This is a genomic window from Sporosarcina sp. FSL K6-2383 (assembly GCF_038618305.1).
Classification (GTDB): Bacteria; Bacillota; Bacilli; order Bacillales_A; family Planococcaceae; genus Sporosarcina.
In genome coordinates this window covers 1,799,109-1,819,212 of sequence record NZ_CP152017.1, presented here as the reverse complement: position 1 = coordinate 1,819,212, position 20,104 = coordinate 1,799,109, and the positions used below count along the sequence as shown (strand labels likewise).

Genomic DNA, 20,104 nt, shown 5'->3' with positions numbered 1-20,104 from the left:
AGCCCGTTTGCTTATAAGAAAAATAGTCCGGCGAATTTAGCCATATAGAACCTTGGTGCAGTAAACGTCCATGAAATGACTTTTCACATAGGAAATTGAATGGAATTTTTTAAAATATGCCCCAAATACATCTGATATATCAATAAAAACGCAGGAGTCTTCAATCTTACCTTCGTAATTCATAATATTTATTGCTTTAAAGGCTTTGGAGAATAAAAACATGAATTCAGCTTCTCCAAATGAAAATACTCTTCCATAATCAGTTGTCGGCAGCTGGAAAAAAGTACAGGTATCAATCGCAAGATAGTTTCTAAATTAATTGAAGAAGAGGGTTTGAGAGAACATTTTTAACGTTCCCTCTCACCCTCTTCATCAATTAGTTTTCCTTTGCCAGTGTTTGGAGCAATGAACCGACATCTTGCTTCATGCCTATCCCAGCCTCTTGCGCCCCAATACAAACTGGACATCCCGACGCACAACGACATGACGATACATGATCGGCTGCTCGACGCAATAATTCATCCCAACGATCAAATATTTTCTCACTTAACCCAATACCACCTGGATAACTATCATAGATGAAGAATGTTGGTTTGCCAGAATGCACTGCCTTCACTTGTGGGACAACGTGAATATCCGTCTTATCGCAGCGCACAAACAGTGGGATGAATGACTGAATCGCATAAGCAGCCCCTGTCATCGCATCAGTTAAGCCGGCACCTGTCCATCCTTCTGGGATATCGAAGGTGTACCAGGTAGACGATGTATGTAACTCTTCTGCTGGTAATGAAATCGGTCCGGAGCCGATATTATCATGAGTATCAAATCGTATTTTTTTGAAAATAGTCGGAATCGCAAGCACGGCAATATCACCGTAAGCCGCCTCTCGTTGTCCAAATGACTGTACTTGGTCCTCATTCATCACCTTTAATTCCACTGCGAGATTAGCATCGGTGAAGTAATCGACATCCACTTCAGTGACGTACGCTTTCTTTTCATCCCAATCCAATATCTCAACTTGAAACTGCGTCCCTTGGTGAATGTAGATGGCTTCTTCATGAAGTAGTGTCATCGCACTGAAACGGTCCATCTCACCAATCACTCTTGTGGCTTTCGGATGGGTTTTGTCGATAATAACAACGTTCTCCTGAGAGGCAGAACGCAGGCTCACTTCACTTGCTGGAAAACGCTCCGTCATCCAATGCCATTTGTCTGTTGTCTTGACAAGGACGCCTTCACTTTCTAGGAAAGCAAGTAATTCCTGCACTTCAAATTCTCCGTATGCTTCGGTCGATGAAAAAGGTAATTCGAACGAAGCGCATTTCAGATGATCCATTAAGATAAACATATTATCCGGATGAATGCGTGCTTCTTCAGGAGATTGGCCTAACAAATAATCAGGATGCTCAATAATATATTGATCGAGCGCGACAGATTGGGCGACATAAATAATCAGCGCTTCTTCCTGTCGCCTTCCTGCACGCCCTGCTTGCTGAAAAGCACTCGCAATATTTCCCGGGTAACCCGTCATAATGCACGCCTGCAATTGCCCGATGTCAATGCCTAGCTCCAATGCATTCGTACTGACAACCGTGCGAATTGTTCCTTCACGTAGCCCTTTTTCAATTTTACGTCGTTCCGAAGGTAAATAACCTCCCCGATAGCCCATCACCGTCTCATCGAACAATTTTTTCTTCGTCAGTTCCTTCATATAAGTGACGAGCATTTCAACTCTTACTCTACTTTTCGCAAAAATAATCGTCTGAATGCCTTCACGATATAGCAGCGCCGCGACATCTCGCACTTCTAGCACTGCACTTCTCCGAATGCCAAACGTCGGATGAACAACAGGTGGATTATAAAATACAAAATGCTTTTTTCCTGCAGGCGCTCCGTTGTTAGCAATCAACTGCATATCCTGATTGGTTAGCGATTCCGAAAGCTCCTGTGGATTAGCAATCGTTGCTGAGGTGCAAATGAACACGGGATCACTACCATAATAGTGACAGATTCGTTGCAGCCTGCGCAGCACATGGGCAACATGACTGCCGAACACACCTTTATACGTATGTAGCTCGTCAATGATGATATATTTCAAGTTCTCAAATAACGATACCCATTTCGTATGATGCGGCAAAATACCCGAATGTAGCATATCCGGGTTCGTCAATACGATATGACCCGATTTTCTCACTTTAGAACGTAGTCCAGGCGCTGTATCGCCATCATAGGTATAACTAAGAATCGTTTCCTCGCTCGCTTCAATTAATTCATGCAGATCTGCTAGCTGATCTTGCGCCAGTGCTTTTGTTGGGAATAAATAAATCGCACGTGAAGACTCATCCTCCAAAATACTTTGCATAACGGGTAGGTGATAACAGAGTGATTTCCCTGAAGCTGTCGGTGTAACTGCCGTGAATGACGCGCCATTGGAAGCCAATTCAAATGCTTCCCGCTGATGGCTATATAACTGGTGAATCCCTTTGGATGCCAATGCTTTGATTATCGAAGGATGAAGCTCATTGGGAAAATCAGCGTAAACTGCCTCTTTTCCTTCAATCGTTTTATAGTGAGCCACATTCGTTGAAAAGTCGGGATCTTGCCTTAACTTTTCCAATACTTCGTGAATAGCTGGTTGCTTCATCATGCCCTAGCCTCTTTATTAGCAACTTCTATTGCATCTAAAATGGTTTTAAACGTATATTCAGCCGAATTAATAGATAAGACAAAACGTTTTTTTCCCGTCTTTTGATAAAAGGACTGCACGATAAATTGCTTCATCGAATCATTTAAGGAGTCAATTTGAACGGGATGAACGTATTTCGGCTTTGCTGTCTTGATGAATTCAGACACTTCCGCTGTCCATTCATCCAACAGCGTATGATATTGATCAGCATATGGTTTAACTTCTATGAAAAAATCAGGCTCTCGATCGAGTTCCCTCATTTGTGCATGGCGTTCGAAACATTCCCTGCAAACTGCAAGTAATCTTTCAGTTTTTTGTTGTAGATTCAATTGGATACACCCTTTCCGGACGTTTCTTTTATTTTAGCAGAAAGGAATGGGATGTACCATCTTCACAAGAACATATATTCCTCAACTTTGATGCAAGATCAATTACGCCTTGGCGTAATTGAGTCCCAATTTTGAATTGCGCTTGAGGCCTACACGAAGTAGGTCATGCAGTCGTTGCGACAGGACGTCGCGCACTTAGACTGCCCTCCTTAACTCCCCTCAAAATTTGTGACATCCGCCGGAGGTTAATTTGAATTAGCGGGGATTTTTCACTTCCGCTAATTCAAATTATGTTCAAATTATGTCATCGTCCATGAGATTTCGGCATTATATGACAAGTGTCACTAGTGCTCTATCCACACCTGGGATACATTAGCGTTAATAGACAGCTTACAATACGCATCATAAAAAGGGAGTCGCTTTATTATGACGAAAAAAATTGCTTGGATTACGGATACTGCTGCACAGCTTGACGAATCTTTTATCCAAAAACATAATGTACATATTTTACCACTAAGTGTTGTATTTGAAGACGGTACTTTTAGAGAAGACATTGATTTAACACAAGATGAATTTTATGAAAAATTAAATATGGCAAAAATACCTCCTAAAACCTCTCAACCCGCTATTGGTGAGATGATGACCCTATATGAAAAATTACAACAACAAGGCTATGATTGCGCCATTGCTTTGCATGTTTCTAGTGGCATGTCAGGTACGATTGACACTGCTCGATCGGCTGCACTAATGGTTGACTTCAATATCTATCCGATTGATTCAAAAATTGGTTCTTATCCAATGGTTAAGATGATTGAAGTCGGCAGTGAAATGATTGAACGAGGGCATGATGTGGAAGAAGTGGTAACCGCTATCAATAAGATGACAGTAAATACCGAGCTAGCCTTCATACCCGTTAACCTAAAACAGCTACATAGAAGTGGTCGAGTTTCCGGTACACAAGCATTTTTAAGTAGTTTACTGAACATCAAGCTCATTATCACATTTGTGGATGGCAAGCCTGTAATGAAAGAAAAAGTTCGGGCATCCAAGCGAGCCAGAAAAAACATCACCGATTTATTGCGCATTGACATGACAAAAGGCACCATTTCAGAAATTGCAGTCATTCACTGCAATAACACAAATGATGCGAGTACTTGGCGAGACGAATTGTTGCTAGAATTTCCAAGTTTAAAAATTCAAGTGCTTCCTCTCAGCGTTTGCGTCGGCGTTCATGCGGGTGAAGGGACAACAGGTTTAAGCTGGGTGTGGTACTGAGTATAGATATCCCTACTAACGAAATAAGCTGACTGCCTTTTATTAAATGGCAGTCAGCTTATTTGTTCTGGCTCTCATATACTTATTTCCCCAAAAATCCAGCCTTCCAATGGTTTATCCAACGGGTCCGAATGTTATTTTGGATCTTGACGGCGGGATACGAAATTCCCTTTGCGGCGAGCAAGGATCAGCATTGGGATGGCTATTAGCAGACCCATTATGACGGTCACTATCGATGCTTCAAGACCAAATTCGCCCCCAGTGAGAAGGGCCGGGCCTGCAACTTCGAGTGTAAAAAGACCCGTAGAAGGATGTCCTGAGACAGGGATACCTAAGAGTCCCTGTATTGTATTCCAAAAGAAGTGGAGGCCAATGACAAACCAAATATTGCGCCGCCAAAGGAAAGCTGCACCTAGTAAAACACCAGCTTCAACGGAAATAGAGAAAGCCCCCCAAATCGTAGCTCCGGGGTTGCCGAGGTGGACAATCCCAAAGAAGATGGATGTCAGGGCCAATGCAATCCAACTCCCAGCCATTTTTTCAATTGCTTGAAAGAACAGCCCCCGAAAGATTAATTCTTCTATCACGGCAGCGCCGAGTGATGCTGTGATAATAGGCAGAACGATAGAACTAACGTTTCCAGCTTCCCATGTGAATGAATACCCATCAAATAAAACGACGATAACTGCTGAAATGACGATAAAGATAAAAGCGACGACACCGCCGAACATTATTTCCGATACCGGACGTTGGTGCAGAAGTTCAGTAACCTGACGTCGCGCCAAGAATTTCATTACGAGCCAGTAAAAAATAATTGCAACACCACATCCAACAATTGCAATTACGATGGATACTAGTGCATTTGAATCTTTGGATATCAAGAGGTATGCCAGATTGATAAGGGCGATACCGAGAGCCCCCACAAACATCCAGATGAGAGGGAACTGCAAGAACGACATAAATTTAGATGTTCTTCTACCACTATAAACCCCATTATCATGCGTATTAGTCTTTTTCATTATAAATTATCTCTCCTTTTCCTTTTACGATTTCTATTCATATTCGATACTTCAGGTTACAAATCATACTATACTTTAAAAAAGTCATACGGCAGGAGTGCCATTTAGTCATCTTATGGTCATATAAATTCAGCAAAATAGATTATTAAAAAAGAGACGATCACTCCCGATTTCTCACACATCGACAAATAATCTACATCAAAAAAACCGACATCCGTTAAGATGCCAGCTTTGAGTAGGTTATCCAATTCTTCTTTATATGGTGTTCTTAACTATCTAAAATCCCTGTTTCCCTAGCCTTTGAGGTAGCTTCTCTTCTTCCTTTTACATTCAATTTTGAATAAATATTCGAGATGTAATTTTTAACTGTACCTTCACTAAGAAATAATGCGTTAGCGATATCCTGATTGCGTAGACCTTGCGCCAGTTTGTGAAGAACATCGACTTCGCGGGCGCTAAGTCCGTATTCATTGTTTTTCTCAAGTAATTTGGGTTCAGAAGTGCTTGTATCTCTAGTCGATTTCAGCATACTTTTAATCATCTTATCTGCCATTTCTTGAGAAATCAATGTACCTCCTGTATTAACCACTCGTATGCCTGCTATAAGGTTTTTGGGATGGATGGCTTTAAGCAGGAAGCCCTCGGCTCCATAGCTTAAAGCTGCCAAAACATATTCAACTTCCTTGTACGAAGTAAGAATAATAATTTTCGTTAACGGGAATCGGGCTTTGATCTTCTCTGTTGCAACAACACCATCCATAACAGGCATATTTATATCCATAAGGATGATATCTGGTTGGAATTTTTCACAATAGCTGATGGCTTCTTCACCATTCTTAGCCAATCCTACAACCTCGATATCGTCTTCCATCTCAAGTACTATATTTAGACTTTCAAGGATCAATTCCTGATCATCGACTATGAGTACTTTAATATTCGGCATACGACTTATCCCCTTTCAATGGTATTTCGCATCTGATTTCAGCACCAGTGGTCTCTAAGGCAGAGATTGAAAAGGTACCGCCCAACATCTCAATCCGATTCTTCATTGTTGTCAAGCCGAATCCATACTCTATCTTATCAAAAGATTTTCCATTATTTTGAATGGTAACATGCAAGGTTAATGGAGTAAAGTGGAGCTTCAGGTCAATTTCCGATGCTTTTCCATGTTTCAATGCATTAGTAAACGCTTCTTGTATCACCCGAAATATCGATTGCCGCACATCGAAGCGGACTGTTCGTTCTGTTCCTATCAGAGTAAGGCGAACTACCGTTCCAGTATATTCCCGAAAGTTGTCGATGAGTTTCTCGGCTTGATTTACTAGACTTATATTCTCTTCTTCCCCCATTTTGTGCACGATGTCTCTCATCTCATCTAAGTTTTGTTCTGTCAGTTCTCTTATACTAATCAGCTTTTCTTTGGCTATATTGGGTTTTTTGTCTAAAAGTACAATTGCAGCATCAAGGCTCATAATAAGGGAAATAAAAGAGTGTCCTAAGGTGTCATGCATTTCCTTGGACATACGATTTCGTTCTTCTAACAGGGTCATCCTTTCAATCTCCGCGGCATATTGAGTTAACAATTTATTCTGTTCATCAATTTCTTTAGCCAATGCATTTTTCTCATGATAGGCACTGGCAATGAAATTGACCCAAATGCCTATAAAAAAGAAGAGTAAGTTATCTATGCTTGAACGGAGTGCCAAATCCCATGTAATTTCCCCAAATAATATGCTGACAAAGGGAAGTAATAATAGTACAGGCGCAATCCAGGCAGTCTTCTTTGTCACTAAGTATCCGATTGCAAGACTCGGAATAAGATAATCGACACTCCCTAAAAAATCGGCTTGCATGAATGATTTAATATAATAGGATCCTCCTAAAAGTAGTTCAAGTAAGATGAACCATTCCTTGTTCATCCTTAGTTGTGGAAACCAGAAAAACATTGGAATAAAATAGGCCGCTAAAATCCAAACGACGTTCACAAGCAATAGAGGTGAATATTCATTTTCATTTAAAATATGTAGTAATAGCAAAAGATAAATATAGGATCGGAGCCCGAATATACCCCAATCCATAAAATAAAAAACTTTTTTCAAAGGTATCCATCCTTTCCACAAAGATTTCTAAAGTCAATCGTTTTATAATGAGCGATGTTCGTCGGAAAATCAGGATTCTGTCGTAGCTTTTCAGCACTTCGTGAATGGCAGACTGCTTTATCTTGTTCTTTCCCCATTGTTAGCCACTTCTATTGCATCTAAAATCGTTTTAAACGGATATTCCGCCGAATTGATAGATAAGACAAAACGCCTCCCCTATTTTAGGGTAAAAGGACTGCGCAATAAATTGCTTCATCAAATCATTTAAGGAGTCAATTTGAACAGGATGAACGTATTTCGGCTTCACTGTCCATTCATCTAACAGCGTATGATATTGATTAGCATAGGGTTTTACTTCTATGAAAAAGTCAGGTTGTCAAACGGATGCTATAAAACCGTACGCCTTCGAATTTCCCCTTCATTTCAAATATACCATCTTGAACTAGTATTCTTATACGATATTCTAAGAAATCATCACCTACATACTGTTCCAAATGTCCGATGACCTCGCCAATCAATCTCATCGCTGGCATAAATTCTTCCGGCCCACATTCACGCTGAAGTTGCCTCGCAAGATTGACGATATAGGAGTCATAATGGTCAATTGATACGCTTTCTATCTTCTCATCCTGATAAATACGCAATAATTCATGACTAGAACTAGACGCCAATGTCATCCATTCCTGTTCAAGTTCCGTCCTTTCAGAATCGCCCAAAGGTTTGTCCAGCTTACTTTGTTCGTAGATTAGCCGCAATCTGTCGGAACTTATTTCACCCGTATGACTACTGATATAGCTCACATCTCTAGTATTGAAAAGTTCACTATAATACTTTGTAGTATTAATAGTAGTGATTGCATTTGTCCGATCTTTCAATAGATGAAGGACAAAGCGCAAACCTGTCTGCTCATGTGCGTTTTCAGCAATCCAAATTGTAATCGGAAGACCTTCCGGAATCGAATGCAATTGTTCCAATGCCTTTTCGAAACTTTCCCTATGGTCGGGCAACTCATTAAATCTATCATTCATATGTTGTTCTAACCAGACGAATCTATTCTCCACCCCATCTTTTTTTTGAAGTTTCTGAATTGGACCTATTGAGAGTATTTCCCAAAGCGAAATGATTGTCTCTGTCTTATGAACACCCATTTTTTTAAGTGCATGCTGCAATGCGCCTGATTGGGATCGACCGAATAAAATATGAAACATATACCTGCCTCCTTTTCAAATGCTTACGTTGACTGCTGTTCGTTCTTTCTTATAGTGTGTAACTATGATTCTAAATAATCTTTAGCGAAAGCGCCTAACAGGGGTAGCCGAGCGTAGTTCAACAGATTACTCCCGTTCAATCTCTCAAGTATAGCCATTATCAGCCATTTTCTCGACTAACCTGTCATACACATGTTCATCATCTTGAAACTTTCCCTCCCTTAATTCGTCCAATTGATATGGTATGATAGTAAAATGCGAGGTGGTAACTATGACAATACGGTATCCGAATGGTAAGAAATACGTGCCCGTTCAGAAAAGTAGTCTGCCGAAAAAAAGCAATCTGTCATTCAGTAATCGTGGGAAATCATTGGAGGATGAATTGAATGACACAAATGAATATTATGTAAGCCACGGCATAGCTGTCATCCATAAAAAGCCCGTGCCTATCCAAATTGTCAACGTCAAGTATCCTGCTAGAAGTGCAGCTGTTATTACAGAGGCCTATTTTCGAACGCCCTCAACAACAGATTTCAATGGGGTATGGCAAGGTAAGTATATTGATTTTGAAGCAAAAGAAACAAAAAGTGTAACGTCTTTCCCATTACAAAATATTCATGAGCATCAGGTCAATCATATGAAAAGTGTGTCAGAACAAGCCGGTGTTGTCTTTTTCATTATCAAATTCACTGTACTTGACCGTTATTTTATCATCCCTTATGATAGTTTCGAGAAATATTGGGAAAGAATGAAGGCAGGCGGAAGAAAATCAATGACTTTGGCAGAGTTTGAGGATGTAGGTATTGAAGTTTTACCCGGTTACAATCCAAGACTCGATTATTTACAAGCTCTATCGCATGTTGCGAATGAAAGGTAGGAAGTAAAATGAGTGATCATATAAATTCAAGAACGGGACGACGTGAAAAAGACAAAGCTGAACGTAGTAATAAGAAAGGCAATAAACCAAAAGGTATTAAGTCAATCATCAAAAAAATCTTTCTTGTGCTTGTCCTTATAGGTTTTGCCGGACTTCTTGGCGGTGCAGGATTATTTGCCTTTTACGCCAGCTCCGCTCCCGATCTCGATGAAAGTCTATTGAAAGACCCACTATCATCTGATTTGCTTGATATTAACGGGAATGTATTTATGAAATCAGGTGCAGAGAAACGAGAATTTGTTCCTTATGCGGAAATTCCTCAATCTGTCAAAGATGCAATTTTAGCAACGGAGGATGTTCGGTTTTATAAACACCACGGTATGGATTTCTGGCGACTTGGTGGCGCCGTCATTGCCAACTTCAGAAGTGGGTTCGGTTCTCAAGGGGCCAGCACGCTCACGCAACAAGTCATTAAAAACTCTTTCCTAAAAGATGAGAAAACATTAAAAAGGAAAGCACAAGAAGCTTGGCTTGCCTTCCAACTTGAACGTAAATATGAAAAAGAAGAAATTTTTGAAATGTACTTCAACAAAATTCTCATGTCTGGAAATACGTATGGCATCGGAACGGCTTCCAAAGAAATTTTCGGTAAAAGTTTGAAGGAGCTTGAACTACCCGAGATTGCTTTATTAGCAGGAATGCCACAAAGTCCAAATGGTTATAATCCTTATAAAAATCCAGAACGGGCAGAAAAACGCCGAAATATCGTTCTTGGATTAATGTATCAGCATAAAAAAATTACAAAAGCAGAAATGGAATCAGCAAAACTAGTACCTATCACATCATTACTTCTTTCTGAAGAAAAAAGACAGGTTAGCAAAACAAAATATCCGGCCTATGTTGATCTTGTATTGGCTGAATTAGAAGAAGCCAATCTATCCCATTTACTTTCCGAAGGTGTGAAAATTCAAACGTCTTTAGACCCTAAAGCACAACAAGCAGTTGAAAATGCGTTAAGTACTTCCGACTTGTTTGAATCAGATGACATGCAAGCTGCTATGACAGTCGTCAATACACAAACAGGTGCTATTGCTGCAGTTGGCGGAGGTCGAAATTATTCTGGACTCGATTGGAACTTCGCTTCAGACCAAAAGCGGCAACCTGGATCTACGATTAAGCCCATCCTTTCCTTCGGTCCGGCAATTGAGAACTTCAGCTGGTCTACCGGTTATACGACTGTAGATGAGCCGTACAACTATAAAGGGACGAACCAAGCAATCCGTAACGTTGACGGGAAATTTTTAGGTAGCATATCCATACGAGATGCCTTATACAAATCTCGTAATATCCCTGCGATTAAAATTTTTGAAGAAGTAGGCACACAAAAAGCCGGAGATTTTGCTAGAAATTTAGGGCTGCCATACGATAAATTAAATTCTTCTAATGCGATTGGTGGCGGAGAATATGATTTCTCTACTGTGCAAATGGCTGGCGCCTTTTCGGCATTTGGCAATAACGGTATTTATACGAAACCTCATGCCATTCAAAAAATTATTTTCAGAGATGGTACATCCGAGCAGAAGATGACACCTGAATCTATCATCGCTATGAAAGATTCCACTGCCTATATGGTGACGGACATTCTACGCGATGTTATGTCCCTTGGTTCTGGACAAAGGGCAAATATTTCAGGGTTAGATATTGCAGGAAAAACGGGAACAACTAACTACCCTTCCGACATTATTAAGAAGAATGGTATGAAGAATACAGATGTCCCCGACTCATGGTTTGCAGGCTACACGACAGATTACACAATTGCTGTTTGGGGTGGTTATGAAAAATATACGACTCCAATTCAAACATACGACAAAGGTAGACATGTACCGCAAAATCTTTTCAAAATGGTCATGAGTGATATTTCAGCCGGAAAAAATACAGCACGCTTCCAAAAGCCTAACACTGTGGAAGAAGCAACTATTGAATTTGGTACCAATCCGCTTCTCTTAGCAAGCAGTACAACACCTGATAATTTAAAGCGTACAGAGTTATTTGTGAAAGGAACTGCACCAACTGAGATGGCTAAAGAAGAAATTACGGAGTTGGAGGCACCCAATAATGTAACAGCTCTGCACGATGTCGACACAAACTCTATTACATTAAATTGGGAACATAACGCACCAGATGTTGAGGAAATTGATGGCATAATTGAATTTACTGTCTTTGCTAATGCTGACGGTGGTGAAATGAAAGAGATGACAACGACACAGGATTTGTCTCTCTCATTCCCAGGTGTTGAACCTGGACGTCTATATTCATTTTCTATTATTGCTAAACTTGGTGAACTCGAGAGTCCTCCCGCAACAACTTCACTTCAAATTGAAGATTTGGAGGAAGAAATTCCCGAGTGGGATCCAAATGACAATAATGGCAACCCGGATGATGGCAGTGATGACGGTCAGCCAAATGATAACGGTAACGACAATAATGGCAACAACGGTAATAATGGTAATAACGGAAACGATAATACTGAGACACCGCCAGATGACACTCCACCAGTCGATGACGGTACGACAAATACCGATCCAGGCGATAGCGATGGAACAACATCCGATAATGGAACACCTTAATAAACAGCAAAAAAAGCGTCCAACTAGGGCGCTTTTTTTGTTACTTTTTCCGAATGGCGAGTCTTGCAACTTTCTTTTTTGTCTCTATCATAAGAGCATCTAACTGAACAAATGCATAGTGACTCGCAATTTTTGCTTTAATAAATTCAAAGCGTTCCTCCCCATTTAAAGGAAGTAGCACGAAAACGGCTTTCTCTTTGCGATCATCATAAGCTGTTCCACCGAGCTCCAGCAATTCACAATAACTCTGACAAGCTATCTTCATTAACTCGACAGCTCGTGAATCTTTCTGATTATAAAATGCTTCTATTTCACCGCGCACGAGTTGCCATTGTTCGAAATAAGGCGTGAACAACTCTTTATCGAATTGATTTTTATCACTTGGCATCAGCTTTCATCCTTTTCTTCCCTTCCCTGCATAATGGCAGGAGTGGACAGACGTTACATCCAGGGTTTTGCGCCTTACAATGGTATCTTCCGAAAAAAATGATTTGGTGATGTGTATCCGTCCATCTATCCATCGGTGTCCATCGCATTATTTTTTCCTCAACAGCTAACACGGAATCCTTCCATCTATTCATGCCGAGACGCTTCGCTACGCGTTCTAAATGGGTATCTATAGCAATAGCCGGTATACCGAAGGCATTGGATACGACAACGTTCGCTGTCTTACGACCGACACCTGGTAATGTCATCATAACATCTCGATTGGCGGGTACTTCCCCATCAAATTGATCGATTAGCATTTGACTTAGGGCTTGAATATTTTTCGCTTTATTGCGGAATAAACCAATTGAACGAATATCTGACTGTAGCTCTTCAATATCTACCGCCAAATAATCCTCTGGTGTTTTATATTTTTGAAATAAATCAGCTGTTACACGATTGACAAGCACATCTGTACATTGCGCTGATAGTAGCGTAGCAATCGTTAACTCAAAAGGATTAGCATGGACCAATTCACAATGTGCATCTGGGAACATGATGCCAAATTGCTCAAGACACACTTCCCATTGTTTTTTTGTAAGCATGTTCTCCCCCCTAATCTCGTTCTTCCAACCAATTATAGAAAGGGACACGTTTGACTGAAACAGTCTTTTGTTGTTGCTGTTCTGCTGGACGAATACCAACAGTCCTAAACGACTTTGTTTGACGTTCCACATCAGACAGGGTCCTGACATTTTTCTTTTTCCATTCGAATAGAATACGATCAATATAGCGAAGACTGATTTTCTGTGCGAGAACTGCTTCTTTCAATGCCGCACGAATAATATCAACACTATGCCCATCGTCATCTAACCACATCGTAATGGATTCACATTCCATTGGCGATAGAAGTCGTCCAAATTCTTGTTCAAATAGCGAAAAGATTTCCCCTTCCGCATTTTTCTGGCTTTCTTTTTCCGCTTTATTGGCCGTATTTGCAATATGTTCAAGCAGACGGTTCCATAAAGGCTGCAAAGAAAATGCCTCATGCAAGACACCGTTATGATCTTCAGTTTGACTAATTTGTAAAAAGCCATGCTGCATTAGTCGTTGTAAAATCATAGAAACTTCATTCTCCGTCATCTGCATCCGGCTCGCAAAATCCATTGGTGTAGGAAAATGATTCCCCGCAGTGGTATAGGCTGTCATATGCATGATTAGCATGGCATCTAAGTCCTTAATGCCTAAGCTTTTATAGTACTGAAAAAAAAGCTGGGGAATAGTAACATTCCCCTGCTCAATCCAAATTCGGAGCCGTTCTTCCTGTTGCATTGTCCGAACTCCTCTCTTCTATTAAGGTATTCAAGTAAGTCAATTTTATATGGCTACAAAATCCTAACGAGGTTGATTTCCGCTCCAGGCGGACGCTTCCGCAGGCACGGCTTCAGCCAATCGAACAGCGTAGTGTTCGATTTGTAATAATTTCTGCGGCCTTTACAGAAATTTTACAGCCTCTGCTCTCAACGCTTCGCTTTTGTTCGCAAAAGCCGTTCTTCGTGACGGCTTTCGCTACAATCAACGAGAATAGAATAGAAAATTATAAAATTGATTCAAGTTTAAGGGTATAGTCTGTTCAACAAACGTGGGAATGGAATTGTTTCACGTACGTGTTCCGCGCCGGAAATCCAAGCGACTGTACGCTCTAGCCCAAGTCCAAAACCAGAATGAGGAACGGCGCCATATTTACATAAATCTAAATACCAAGCGTATGCGTCCTCGTCCAAGTTATGCTCTTTAATACGTTGTTTCATCAGCTCATAGTCATGCACACGTTCTGAGCCTCCAATAATTTCACCATAACCTTCTGGCGCAATCATATCCGCACATAACACAACGTCATCGCGTTCAGGGTGTGGCTGCATGTAGAACGGCTTGATGCCAATTGGGTAATGCGTGATGAAGACTGGCATATCATAGCTTTCGGCAATCGCTGTTTCATGTGGTGCTCCAAAATCATCACCCCATGTAATGTCATTGAAGCCATTATCATGTAAAAACTTAATTGCATCATCATACGAAATGCGTGGGAATGGTGCTTGAATTTTTTCCAACTTGGACAAATCACGACCCAATCTTTCCAATTCAAGTGGGCAGTTTTGCAAGACAGATTGAACAACATGCGTGACATATTGCTCCTGTACTTCCAAGCTTTCTTCAAATTCTATAAATGCCATTTCCGGTTCAATCATCCAAAACTCAATCAAGTGACGACGTGTTTTCGATTTTTCTGCACGGAATGTCGGGCCGAATGAGAACACTTTTCCAAGTGCCATCGCTGCCGCTTCCATGTAAAGCTGACCTGATTGAGATAAAAATGCGTCTTCATCGAAATACTTTGTTTTGAACAACTCAGACGTCCCTTCAGGTGAAGAGCCTGTCAAAATAGGCGGATCGACTTTAACGAAGCCATTCATATGGAAAAATTCATACGTAGCGCGAATGACTTCATCACGAATTTTCATAATGGCATGTTGCTTGCGTGAACGGAGCCATAAATGACGATGATCCATTAAAAATTCAGTACCATGTTCTTTTGGTGTAATTGGATAATCAACAGCCTCATGAATGACTTCAATATCTTTCACTTGCAACTCATAGCCGAATGACGAACGCTCATCGACAGTGATTTCAGCAGTAATATACAATGAACTTTCTTGTGTAATCGATTTTGCTTTTGCGAAGATATCCTCTCCGACGACTTCTTTCACAACGACACCTTGGACGAATCCTGAGCCATCTCGTAATTGCAAGAAAGCAATTTTCCCGCTTGACCGTTTATTAGCAAGCCAACCACCAATGCGTACTGTTTCGCCCGCATGGTTTGGCATTTCATGTATCATAATTGTTTTCATAGTAACCTCCGAAAGTTAACATTCTCTATTTTTATTTTGTCCAGTTTGCTTCTACAAATGCATGAATACGTCGAATCGCTTCTTCCAATAATTCAATCGATGTTGCGTAGGATAGACGTATCGTCCCTGGTGAACCAAAACCAGATCCAGGGATAACGGCAACATTCGCTTGCTCTAGTAAGGCCGCTGCAAAGTCATCCACATTGTCAAAGCCTGTTTTCGTGACAGCTTCAGATACTTCTGGCAGTAAATAAAATGCACCTTGTGGCTTAATAACTGAAAATCCGGGAATCGCACTTAGCTGCGGATAGACACGGTTTAAGCGTGATTCAAAATCCTTCCGCATCGTTTCGACCGTATCTTGTGGTCCGTTGTATGCTTCAATTGCGCCATATTGTGATGTCGTGGTTGGGTTTGATGTCGAATGACTGGCAAGGTCGGTCATCGCCTTGACCATTTCTGCATCGCCTGCGACGTAACCAATTCGCCAGCCTGTCATCGAATGGGATTTAGATACACCGTTAATAATAAGTGTTCTTTTTTTAGCATCATCTGACAGCTGCGCAATCGAATGATGCTTTTCTTCTCCGTAAATTAACTTCTCGTAAATTTCATCAGACACAATCCAAATATCCTTCTCTTGGCAAACCGTAGCGATTTGCTGCAATTCCTCTTGTGAATAAATCATCCCCGTTGGATTGCCTGGAGAATTAATAATAATCGCTTTTGTATTGCTAGTAATAGCATTGCGAATTTGGTCAGCCGTCACCTTAAACTGTGCCGCTGCAGTGCCTTCGATATGTACAGGTACCCCACCCGCTAGTTTGACCTGTTCAGGATAACTGACCCAATAAGGTGTTGGAATGATGACTTCATCGCCCGGATCTAACATGACCTGAAACATTGTATAAAGGACGTGCTTGGCACCAATTCCGACCATAATTTCTTGTCTAGAATAGCTTAAATTTTGATCCTTTTGTAGTTTGTCGATGATAGCATCTTTTAGTGCAGGTAGTCCGCCAGCAGGTGTATACTTCGTTTTACCTTCCTTAAGGGACCTATAAGCCGCTTCAATGATATTATCCGGTGTATTATAATCTGGTTCGCCCGCGCCAAGACCAATCACGTCGATACCGGATTCTTTCATTTCCTTTGCTTTCGCCGTAATGGCAAGCGTTGTTGAAGGTGAAAGTGTGTTCACCCTAGATGCTAATCGTTTCGTCAACTGTATCGCTCCCTTATAGGTTTAAAATTCGTTTCCACCATTGCCCAGTGTCAAAAAAGACATAGACATAATTCAGTTTACCATTGTCACTTGTGAAAGCGACTTCCCAAACTGGGCCTTCTACCTCTAATCCAAGCGTCACATGTAAAATCTTGTTTACTTGTAACTCTTGTTTGACGTTGGCAATCGCTTGCTCAGCAGTAATGCCATCCTTCAACTTTACTTCCTCAAAGCCGTCCACCCTTTGCGGACTTACAAAAACCGCTGTTTCCTCATCTTCTGCATCTACACCATATACTGTGACCATTGGCACCGTTCCATTGAACACATCTGTTGAACTTGCAGAAACAAGTTGTCCCGAGCCCAATACAGAGTCAATCGCTGCCTGTTCAGCCTCTGAAAAAGGCTTATCGGCATTGTATAAAACGGTAATCGTAATGACAGAAGCTAGTGCCACAAGGAAGACGACAATGAATTTAATCCAACCTAGCATAGTAATCCACGTCCTGTGCGTCCAAAGACGATTTTTCCACTCCAAGTGCTTTCCTACTTCACCTATTCAGTATAGCAATTTTCGAGCTCATTCACCATATGTTCGAGCGACACTTTTTTGACAGGCACATCTGGAAGAGAGGCTAAAAAATGTCGGCCGTAAGACTTCGTTTCAATCCGCCGATCTAAAATAATGAAACACCCTTTGTCTGTCGAAGAACGAATAAGCCGACCAAACCCTTGTCTTAACCGCATAACGGCTTCTGGCAGTGCAAATTCGTTGAATGGATTTACCCCAACAGCGGTCAACTTGGCCGCCCTCGCTTTAAAGACTGGCTCATCTGGAGATGAAAACGGCAACCTTACGACGATAACGGCAGATAATGCTTCCCCAGGTACATCCACGCCTTCCCAGAAGCTATTTGTGCCAAAAAGGACAGATTTATTAAATTGTCGAAAAGACTTCAATAATCGAATACGACTTCCCGCACTAATTCCTTGGGCAAACAGTGCATAGTCTTCTAATTGCTCACTTTCTACAATCAAATCATACGTTTTGCGCAGCATATCCTGCGAGGTGAATAGCACAAATAATCGTCCACCCGTCGCCAATACGGTCTGGACAGTTGCATGAGCAACTGCTTCAATATACTCTGACTGCGTCACCTGCTGAATATCTGGCATATCGTCGATGATGACAATTTCAGCCCCCGCATAAAATTCCGGAGGTGCATCGAATGTAAGGAGTGGGATTGAGTCGTCAATGCCCAATTGCCGAGTTATAAAACGCTCATTATCTTGAACAGTCAACGTTCCTGATGTCCAAACAATCCCTGTCTTCTCTGCCTTTAATCTATCGATAAAAGTACGGATGGCAGACGAGCTATCGAGTGAACGTTTAATAACGACTAGACTTCCTGGAATACTTCGCCGATCTTTTTCCATCCAAACTGTGTAGTCCTCTGAATCGTTATCCAGAAAAATTTCCACCCATTCTCCAGCCTTTATCGTCATTTCACGAACCCAATAATTCCATTCGGCTACAACCGCTTGCTCTTTACGTGTTAAATTATCGAGCTGACTAGCTATACTACGGGTAAATTGTTCTGCTTTGCTAATATAATCAGCCATTGCTTCAGCCACTTTTGCAAAACATAGTCGACTGTCTACTAATTTATCGAGCGGGAACACAACACGATTGCCTTGCTGCTTGTTATTCATAGATGGATCAAAAGTCGTTAATATACTAACTGCACGATCAAATGATGTCGTGAACTTGATGAACGCTTCATCTAAATAGGCTTTTTTATGTAAACGTCCCATCATGCCTGTTCTTTTGTTAAGTGCATTGACTTGATGCAATAATTGTCCGGTCGCATCCGAGCCCATTTGCCCCATAACATACTTCCAATTCGTAAAGGAAAATACGGTTTCATTCAAACGGGATGCGGTTTGGACGAATTGATGGGCTTCATCGACGACAAGTCCTGCTAGTGAATTGAAAATCAGTTGTTCACGATTGCCATCTGCCAGCAGCATCGCGTGATTGGTTATAATAATGTTCGACTGTCCGCATGTTTCCAACAGCTTGTAGTGAAAATCTGCCGCTTTTTCATCAACGGCGAGTAAGTTGGAACGCTTGCGGATACGATCCACAAATAGCTGTCCTCCACCCGATACATTCAACTCTGCTAAATCACCCGTCACTGTTTCCGTTAGCCATACAAGCACTTGCATGATGGAAAACGTTTCGTCATACGACTCATCTGTAATGCGTTGCAGTTCTTCAAATTTCCCCAATGAAATATACTGCTCTCTGCCTTTTAACACTGTTGCTGTAACAGTAGAGCCGAGCATTGAACTCACTTTATTAAGCTCCTCGGCCATAATTTTATCCGCTAGATGATTAGTGAATGTACTGATGACGACAGGCTTCCCTACCGCGATAGAATGTATGGCTGCCGGTAGCAAATAAGCGGTCGTTTTGCCAATCCCCGTCGGCACCTCTGCAATCATTTCTGTCTCACTGGTAAGAGAACTCCACACCGCATCCATGAAACCAAACTGAGATTCTCTCCGTTCGAATGCTGGAAATGCTTTTTTCAATAATACCGTTTTCTGTTGCTCATCCACTGGATACGTCGGCGTTTCAAAATGATCGGTAATTGGAACTGGTATTGGACGATACGGAATTCCACGAAACGATGAAAAAACCTTACTCGTTCTGGATGTCCGTGCTCGCTTTAACGCTGCATAAAACAATGTCGATAAGTCCGATTTCAAGCGGAAAGATCTACGATGTAAAAGATTTAACGTTTCTTCCGGCAAGCGATTCATGTTCTCCATACATGCAAGAAAAAGCCTAGCTGTAGCCGCCGCATCATCATCCGCACGGTGAGCAGATGCCAGTGGTATACCTAAATCCTCTGCAATATCCTGCAGTCGATAGCTGGCTGCTGAAGGATACATAATCTTAGACAATTCAACAGTATCAATTTTTTTACCTACCCACTTCCGAATACCACATCTGCTAAACTCATTTTGTAGAAAAGATAAGTCAAAGTCCGTATTATGTGCGATGAAAACCGTCCCTTCCAACAGACTAGCAACTTCCTCAGCAATTTCTTCAAAATACGGTGCCCCAGCAACGTCTTCATCTGTAATGCCCGTCAACTGACGGATAAAAGCCGGAATTTTTTGCCCCGGATTGACGAAACGGACAAACTTGTCTCCAACTTCCCCATCTTTTATAAACACAATTGCTAGCTGAATAATCCGGTCTCCTTTGACCGGTGAATGACCAGTCGTTTCCAGATCAACAACTGCATACGTTTTGTTGTCCACTCAATCATCAACTTTCTTAATCGAATAAGCCTTGGCGTATTCAGAACTTCCCTTACACGTTCTTCTTATATGGTAAATTGTATCA

The 20,104-nt window shown here is 41.3% G+C and carries 17 protein-coding genes; 3 read left to right on the top strand and 14 right to left on the bottom strand.

The window, feature by feature from the left end; translation table 11 throughout:
• Positions 1–376: 376 nt before the first annotated feature.
• Positions 377–2,647, bottom strand: coding sequence for a DEAD/DEAH box helicase (locus MKZ10_RS09055; protein ID WP_342509930.1), 2,271 nt, complete (start codon positions 2,645–2,647; stop codon positions 377–379).
• A complete protein-coding gene (locus MKZ10_RS09050; RefSeq protein WP_342509928.1) occupies positions 2,644–3,015 on the bottom strand; it encodes a YppE family protein in 372 nt (123 codons plus the stop codon). Before MKZ10_RS09050 ends, MKZ10_RS09055 begins: the two co-directional genes overlap by 4 nt.
• A gap of 426 nt (positions 3,016–3,441) precedes the next feature.
• Between MKZ10_RS09050 and MKZ10_RS09045 the strand changes: the two genes are divergently transcribed.
• On the top strand, positions 3,442–4,290 hold the full coding sequence (locus tag MKZ10_RS09045; protein WP_342509926.1) for a DegV family protein: 849 nt from the start codon (positions 3,442–3,444) through the stop codon (positions 4,288–4,290).
• A gap of 134 nt (positions 4,291–4,424) precedes the next feature.
• Here MKZ10_RS09045 and MKZ10_RS09040 read toward each other — a convergent pair whose 3' ends face one another.
• The 5 genes from MKZ10_RS09040 to MKZ10_RS09020 form a co-directional block, all read right to left on the bottom strand.
• Positions 4,425–5,309 carry a type II CAAX endopeptidase family protein gene (locus MKZ10_RS09040; protein ID WP_342509924.1) on the bottom strand — a complete coding sequence of 295 codons (885 nt, stop codon included), beginning with the start codon at positions 5,307–5,309 and terminating at the stop codon, positions 4,425–4,427.
• A 268-nt stretch (positions 5,310–5,577) separates the two neighbouring features.
• Complete coding sequence (locus MKZ10_RS09035; protein ID WP_342509922.1) at positions 5,578–6,252, bottom strand: response regulator transcription factor; 675 nt, start codon at positions 6,250–6,252, stop codon at positions 5,578–5,580.
• Positions 6,239–7,408, bottom strand: coding sequence for a sensor histidine kinase (locus tag MKZ10_RS09030; protein ID WP_342509920.1), 1,170 nt, complete (start codon positions 7,406–7,408; stop codon positions 6,239–6,241). The genes MKZ10_RS09035 and MKZ10_RS09030 overlap by 14 nt, the downstream gene beginning before the upstream one ends.
• A complete protein-coding gene (locus MKZ10_RS09025) occupies positions 7,405–7,545 on the bottom strand; it encodes a hypothetical protein (protein WP_342509917.1) in 141 nt (46 codons plus the stop codon). Before MKZ10_RS09025 ends, MKZ10_RS09030 begins: the two co-directional genes overlap by 4 nt.
• A gap of 231 nt (positions 7,546–7,776) precedes the next feature.
• The gene (locus MKZ10_RS09020) at positions 7,777–8,616 is read right to left on the bottom strand and encodes a DUF1835 domain-containing protein (protein ID WP_342509915.1); all 840 of its coding nucleotides are present in this window, start codon (positions 8,614–8,616) and stop codon (positions 7,777–7,779) included.
• A gap of 271 nt (positions 8,617–8,887) precedes the next feature.
• On the opposite strand from MKZ10_RS09020, the gene recU reads away from it, so the two are divergent.
• Together recU and MKZ10_RS09010 are read left to right on the top strand one after the other, a co-directional pair.
• The gene (gene recU, locus MKZ10_RS09015; protein ID WP_342509914.1) at positions 8,888–9,493 is read left to right on the top strand and encodes a Holliday junction resolvase RecU; all 606 of its coding nucleotides are present in this window, start codon (positions 8,888–8,890) and stop codon (positions 9,491–9,493) included.
• 8 nt (positions 9,494–9,501) lie between these two features.
• Positions 9,502–12,120 (top strand): PBP1A family penicillin-binding protein, encoded by a 2,619-nt coding sequence (locus tag MKZ10_RS09010; protein WP_342509912.1) that lies wholly within the window; start codon positions 9,502–9,504, stop codon positions 12,118–12,120.
• Between the two features lie 40 nt (positions 12,121–12,160).
• Here MKZ10_RS09010 and MKZ10_RS09005 read toward each other — a convergent pair whose 3' ends face one another.
• The 7 genes from MKZ10_RS09005 to dinG all read right to left on the bottom strand — a co-directional run bounded on the left by MKZ10_RS09005 (position 12,161) and on the right by dinG (position 20,019).
• Positions 12,161–12,508 carry a YpoC family protein gene (locus MKZ10_RS09005; RefSeq protein ID WP_342509910.1) on the bottom strand — a complete coding sequence of 116 codons (348 nt, stop codon included), beginning with the start codon at positions 12,506–12,508 and terminating at the stop codon, positions 12,161–12,163.
• Positions 12,498–13,151 (bottom strand): endonuclease III, encoded by a 654-nt coding sequence (gene nth / locus MKZ10_RS09000; protein ID WP_342509908.1) that lies wholly within the window; start codon positions 13,149–13,151, stop codon positions 12,498–12,500. The genes MKZ10_RS09005 and nth overlap by 11 nt, the downstream gene beginning before the upstream one ends.
• Before the next feature lie 10 nt (positions 13,152–13,161).
• Entirely contained in the window at positions 13,162–13,878 is a 717-nt protein-coding gene (locus MKZ10_RS08995; RefSeq protein WP_342509906.1) for a DnaD domain-containing protein, read from the bottom strand.
• Between the two features lie 284 nt (positions 13,879–14,162).
• Complete coding sequence (gene asnS / locus MKZ10_RS08990; protein ID WP_342509904.1) at positions 14,163–15,458, bottom strand: asparagine--tRNA ligase; 1,296 nt, start codon at positions 15,456–15,458, stop codon at positions 14,163–14,165.
• 31 nt (positions 15,459–15,489) lie between these two features.
• Positions 15,490–16,683 carry a pyridoxal phosphate-dependent aminotransferase gene (locus MKZ10_RS08985; protein WP_342509902.1) on the bottom strand — a complete coding sequence of 398 codons (1,194 nt, stop codon included), beginning with the start codon at positions 16,681–16,683 and terminating at the stop codon, positions 15,490–15,492.
• Between the two features lie 13 nt (positions 16,684–16,696).
• A complete protein-coding gene (locus MKZ10_RS08980) occupies positions 16,697–17,176 on the bottom strand; it encodes a DUF5590 domain-containing protein (RefSeq protein ID WP_342509900.1) in 480 nt (159 codons plus the stop codon).
• Positions 17,177–17,238: 62 nt separating this feature from the next.
• On the bottom strand, positions 17,239–20,019 hold the full coding sequence (gene dinG, locus MKZ10_RS08975; protein WP_342509897.1) for an ATP-dependent DNA helicase DinG: 2,781 nt from the start codon (positions 20,017–20,019) through the stop codon (positions 17,239–17,241).
• Between the last annotated feature and the right edge of the window lie 85 nt (positions 20,020–20,104).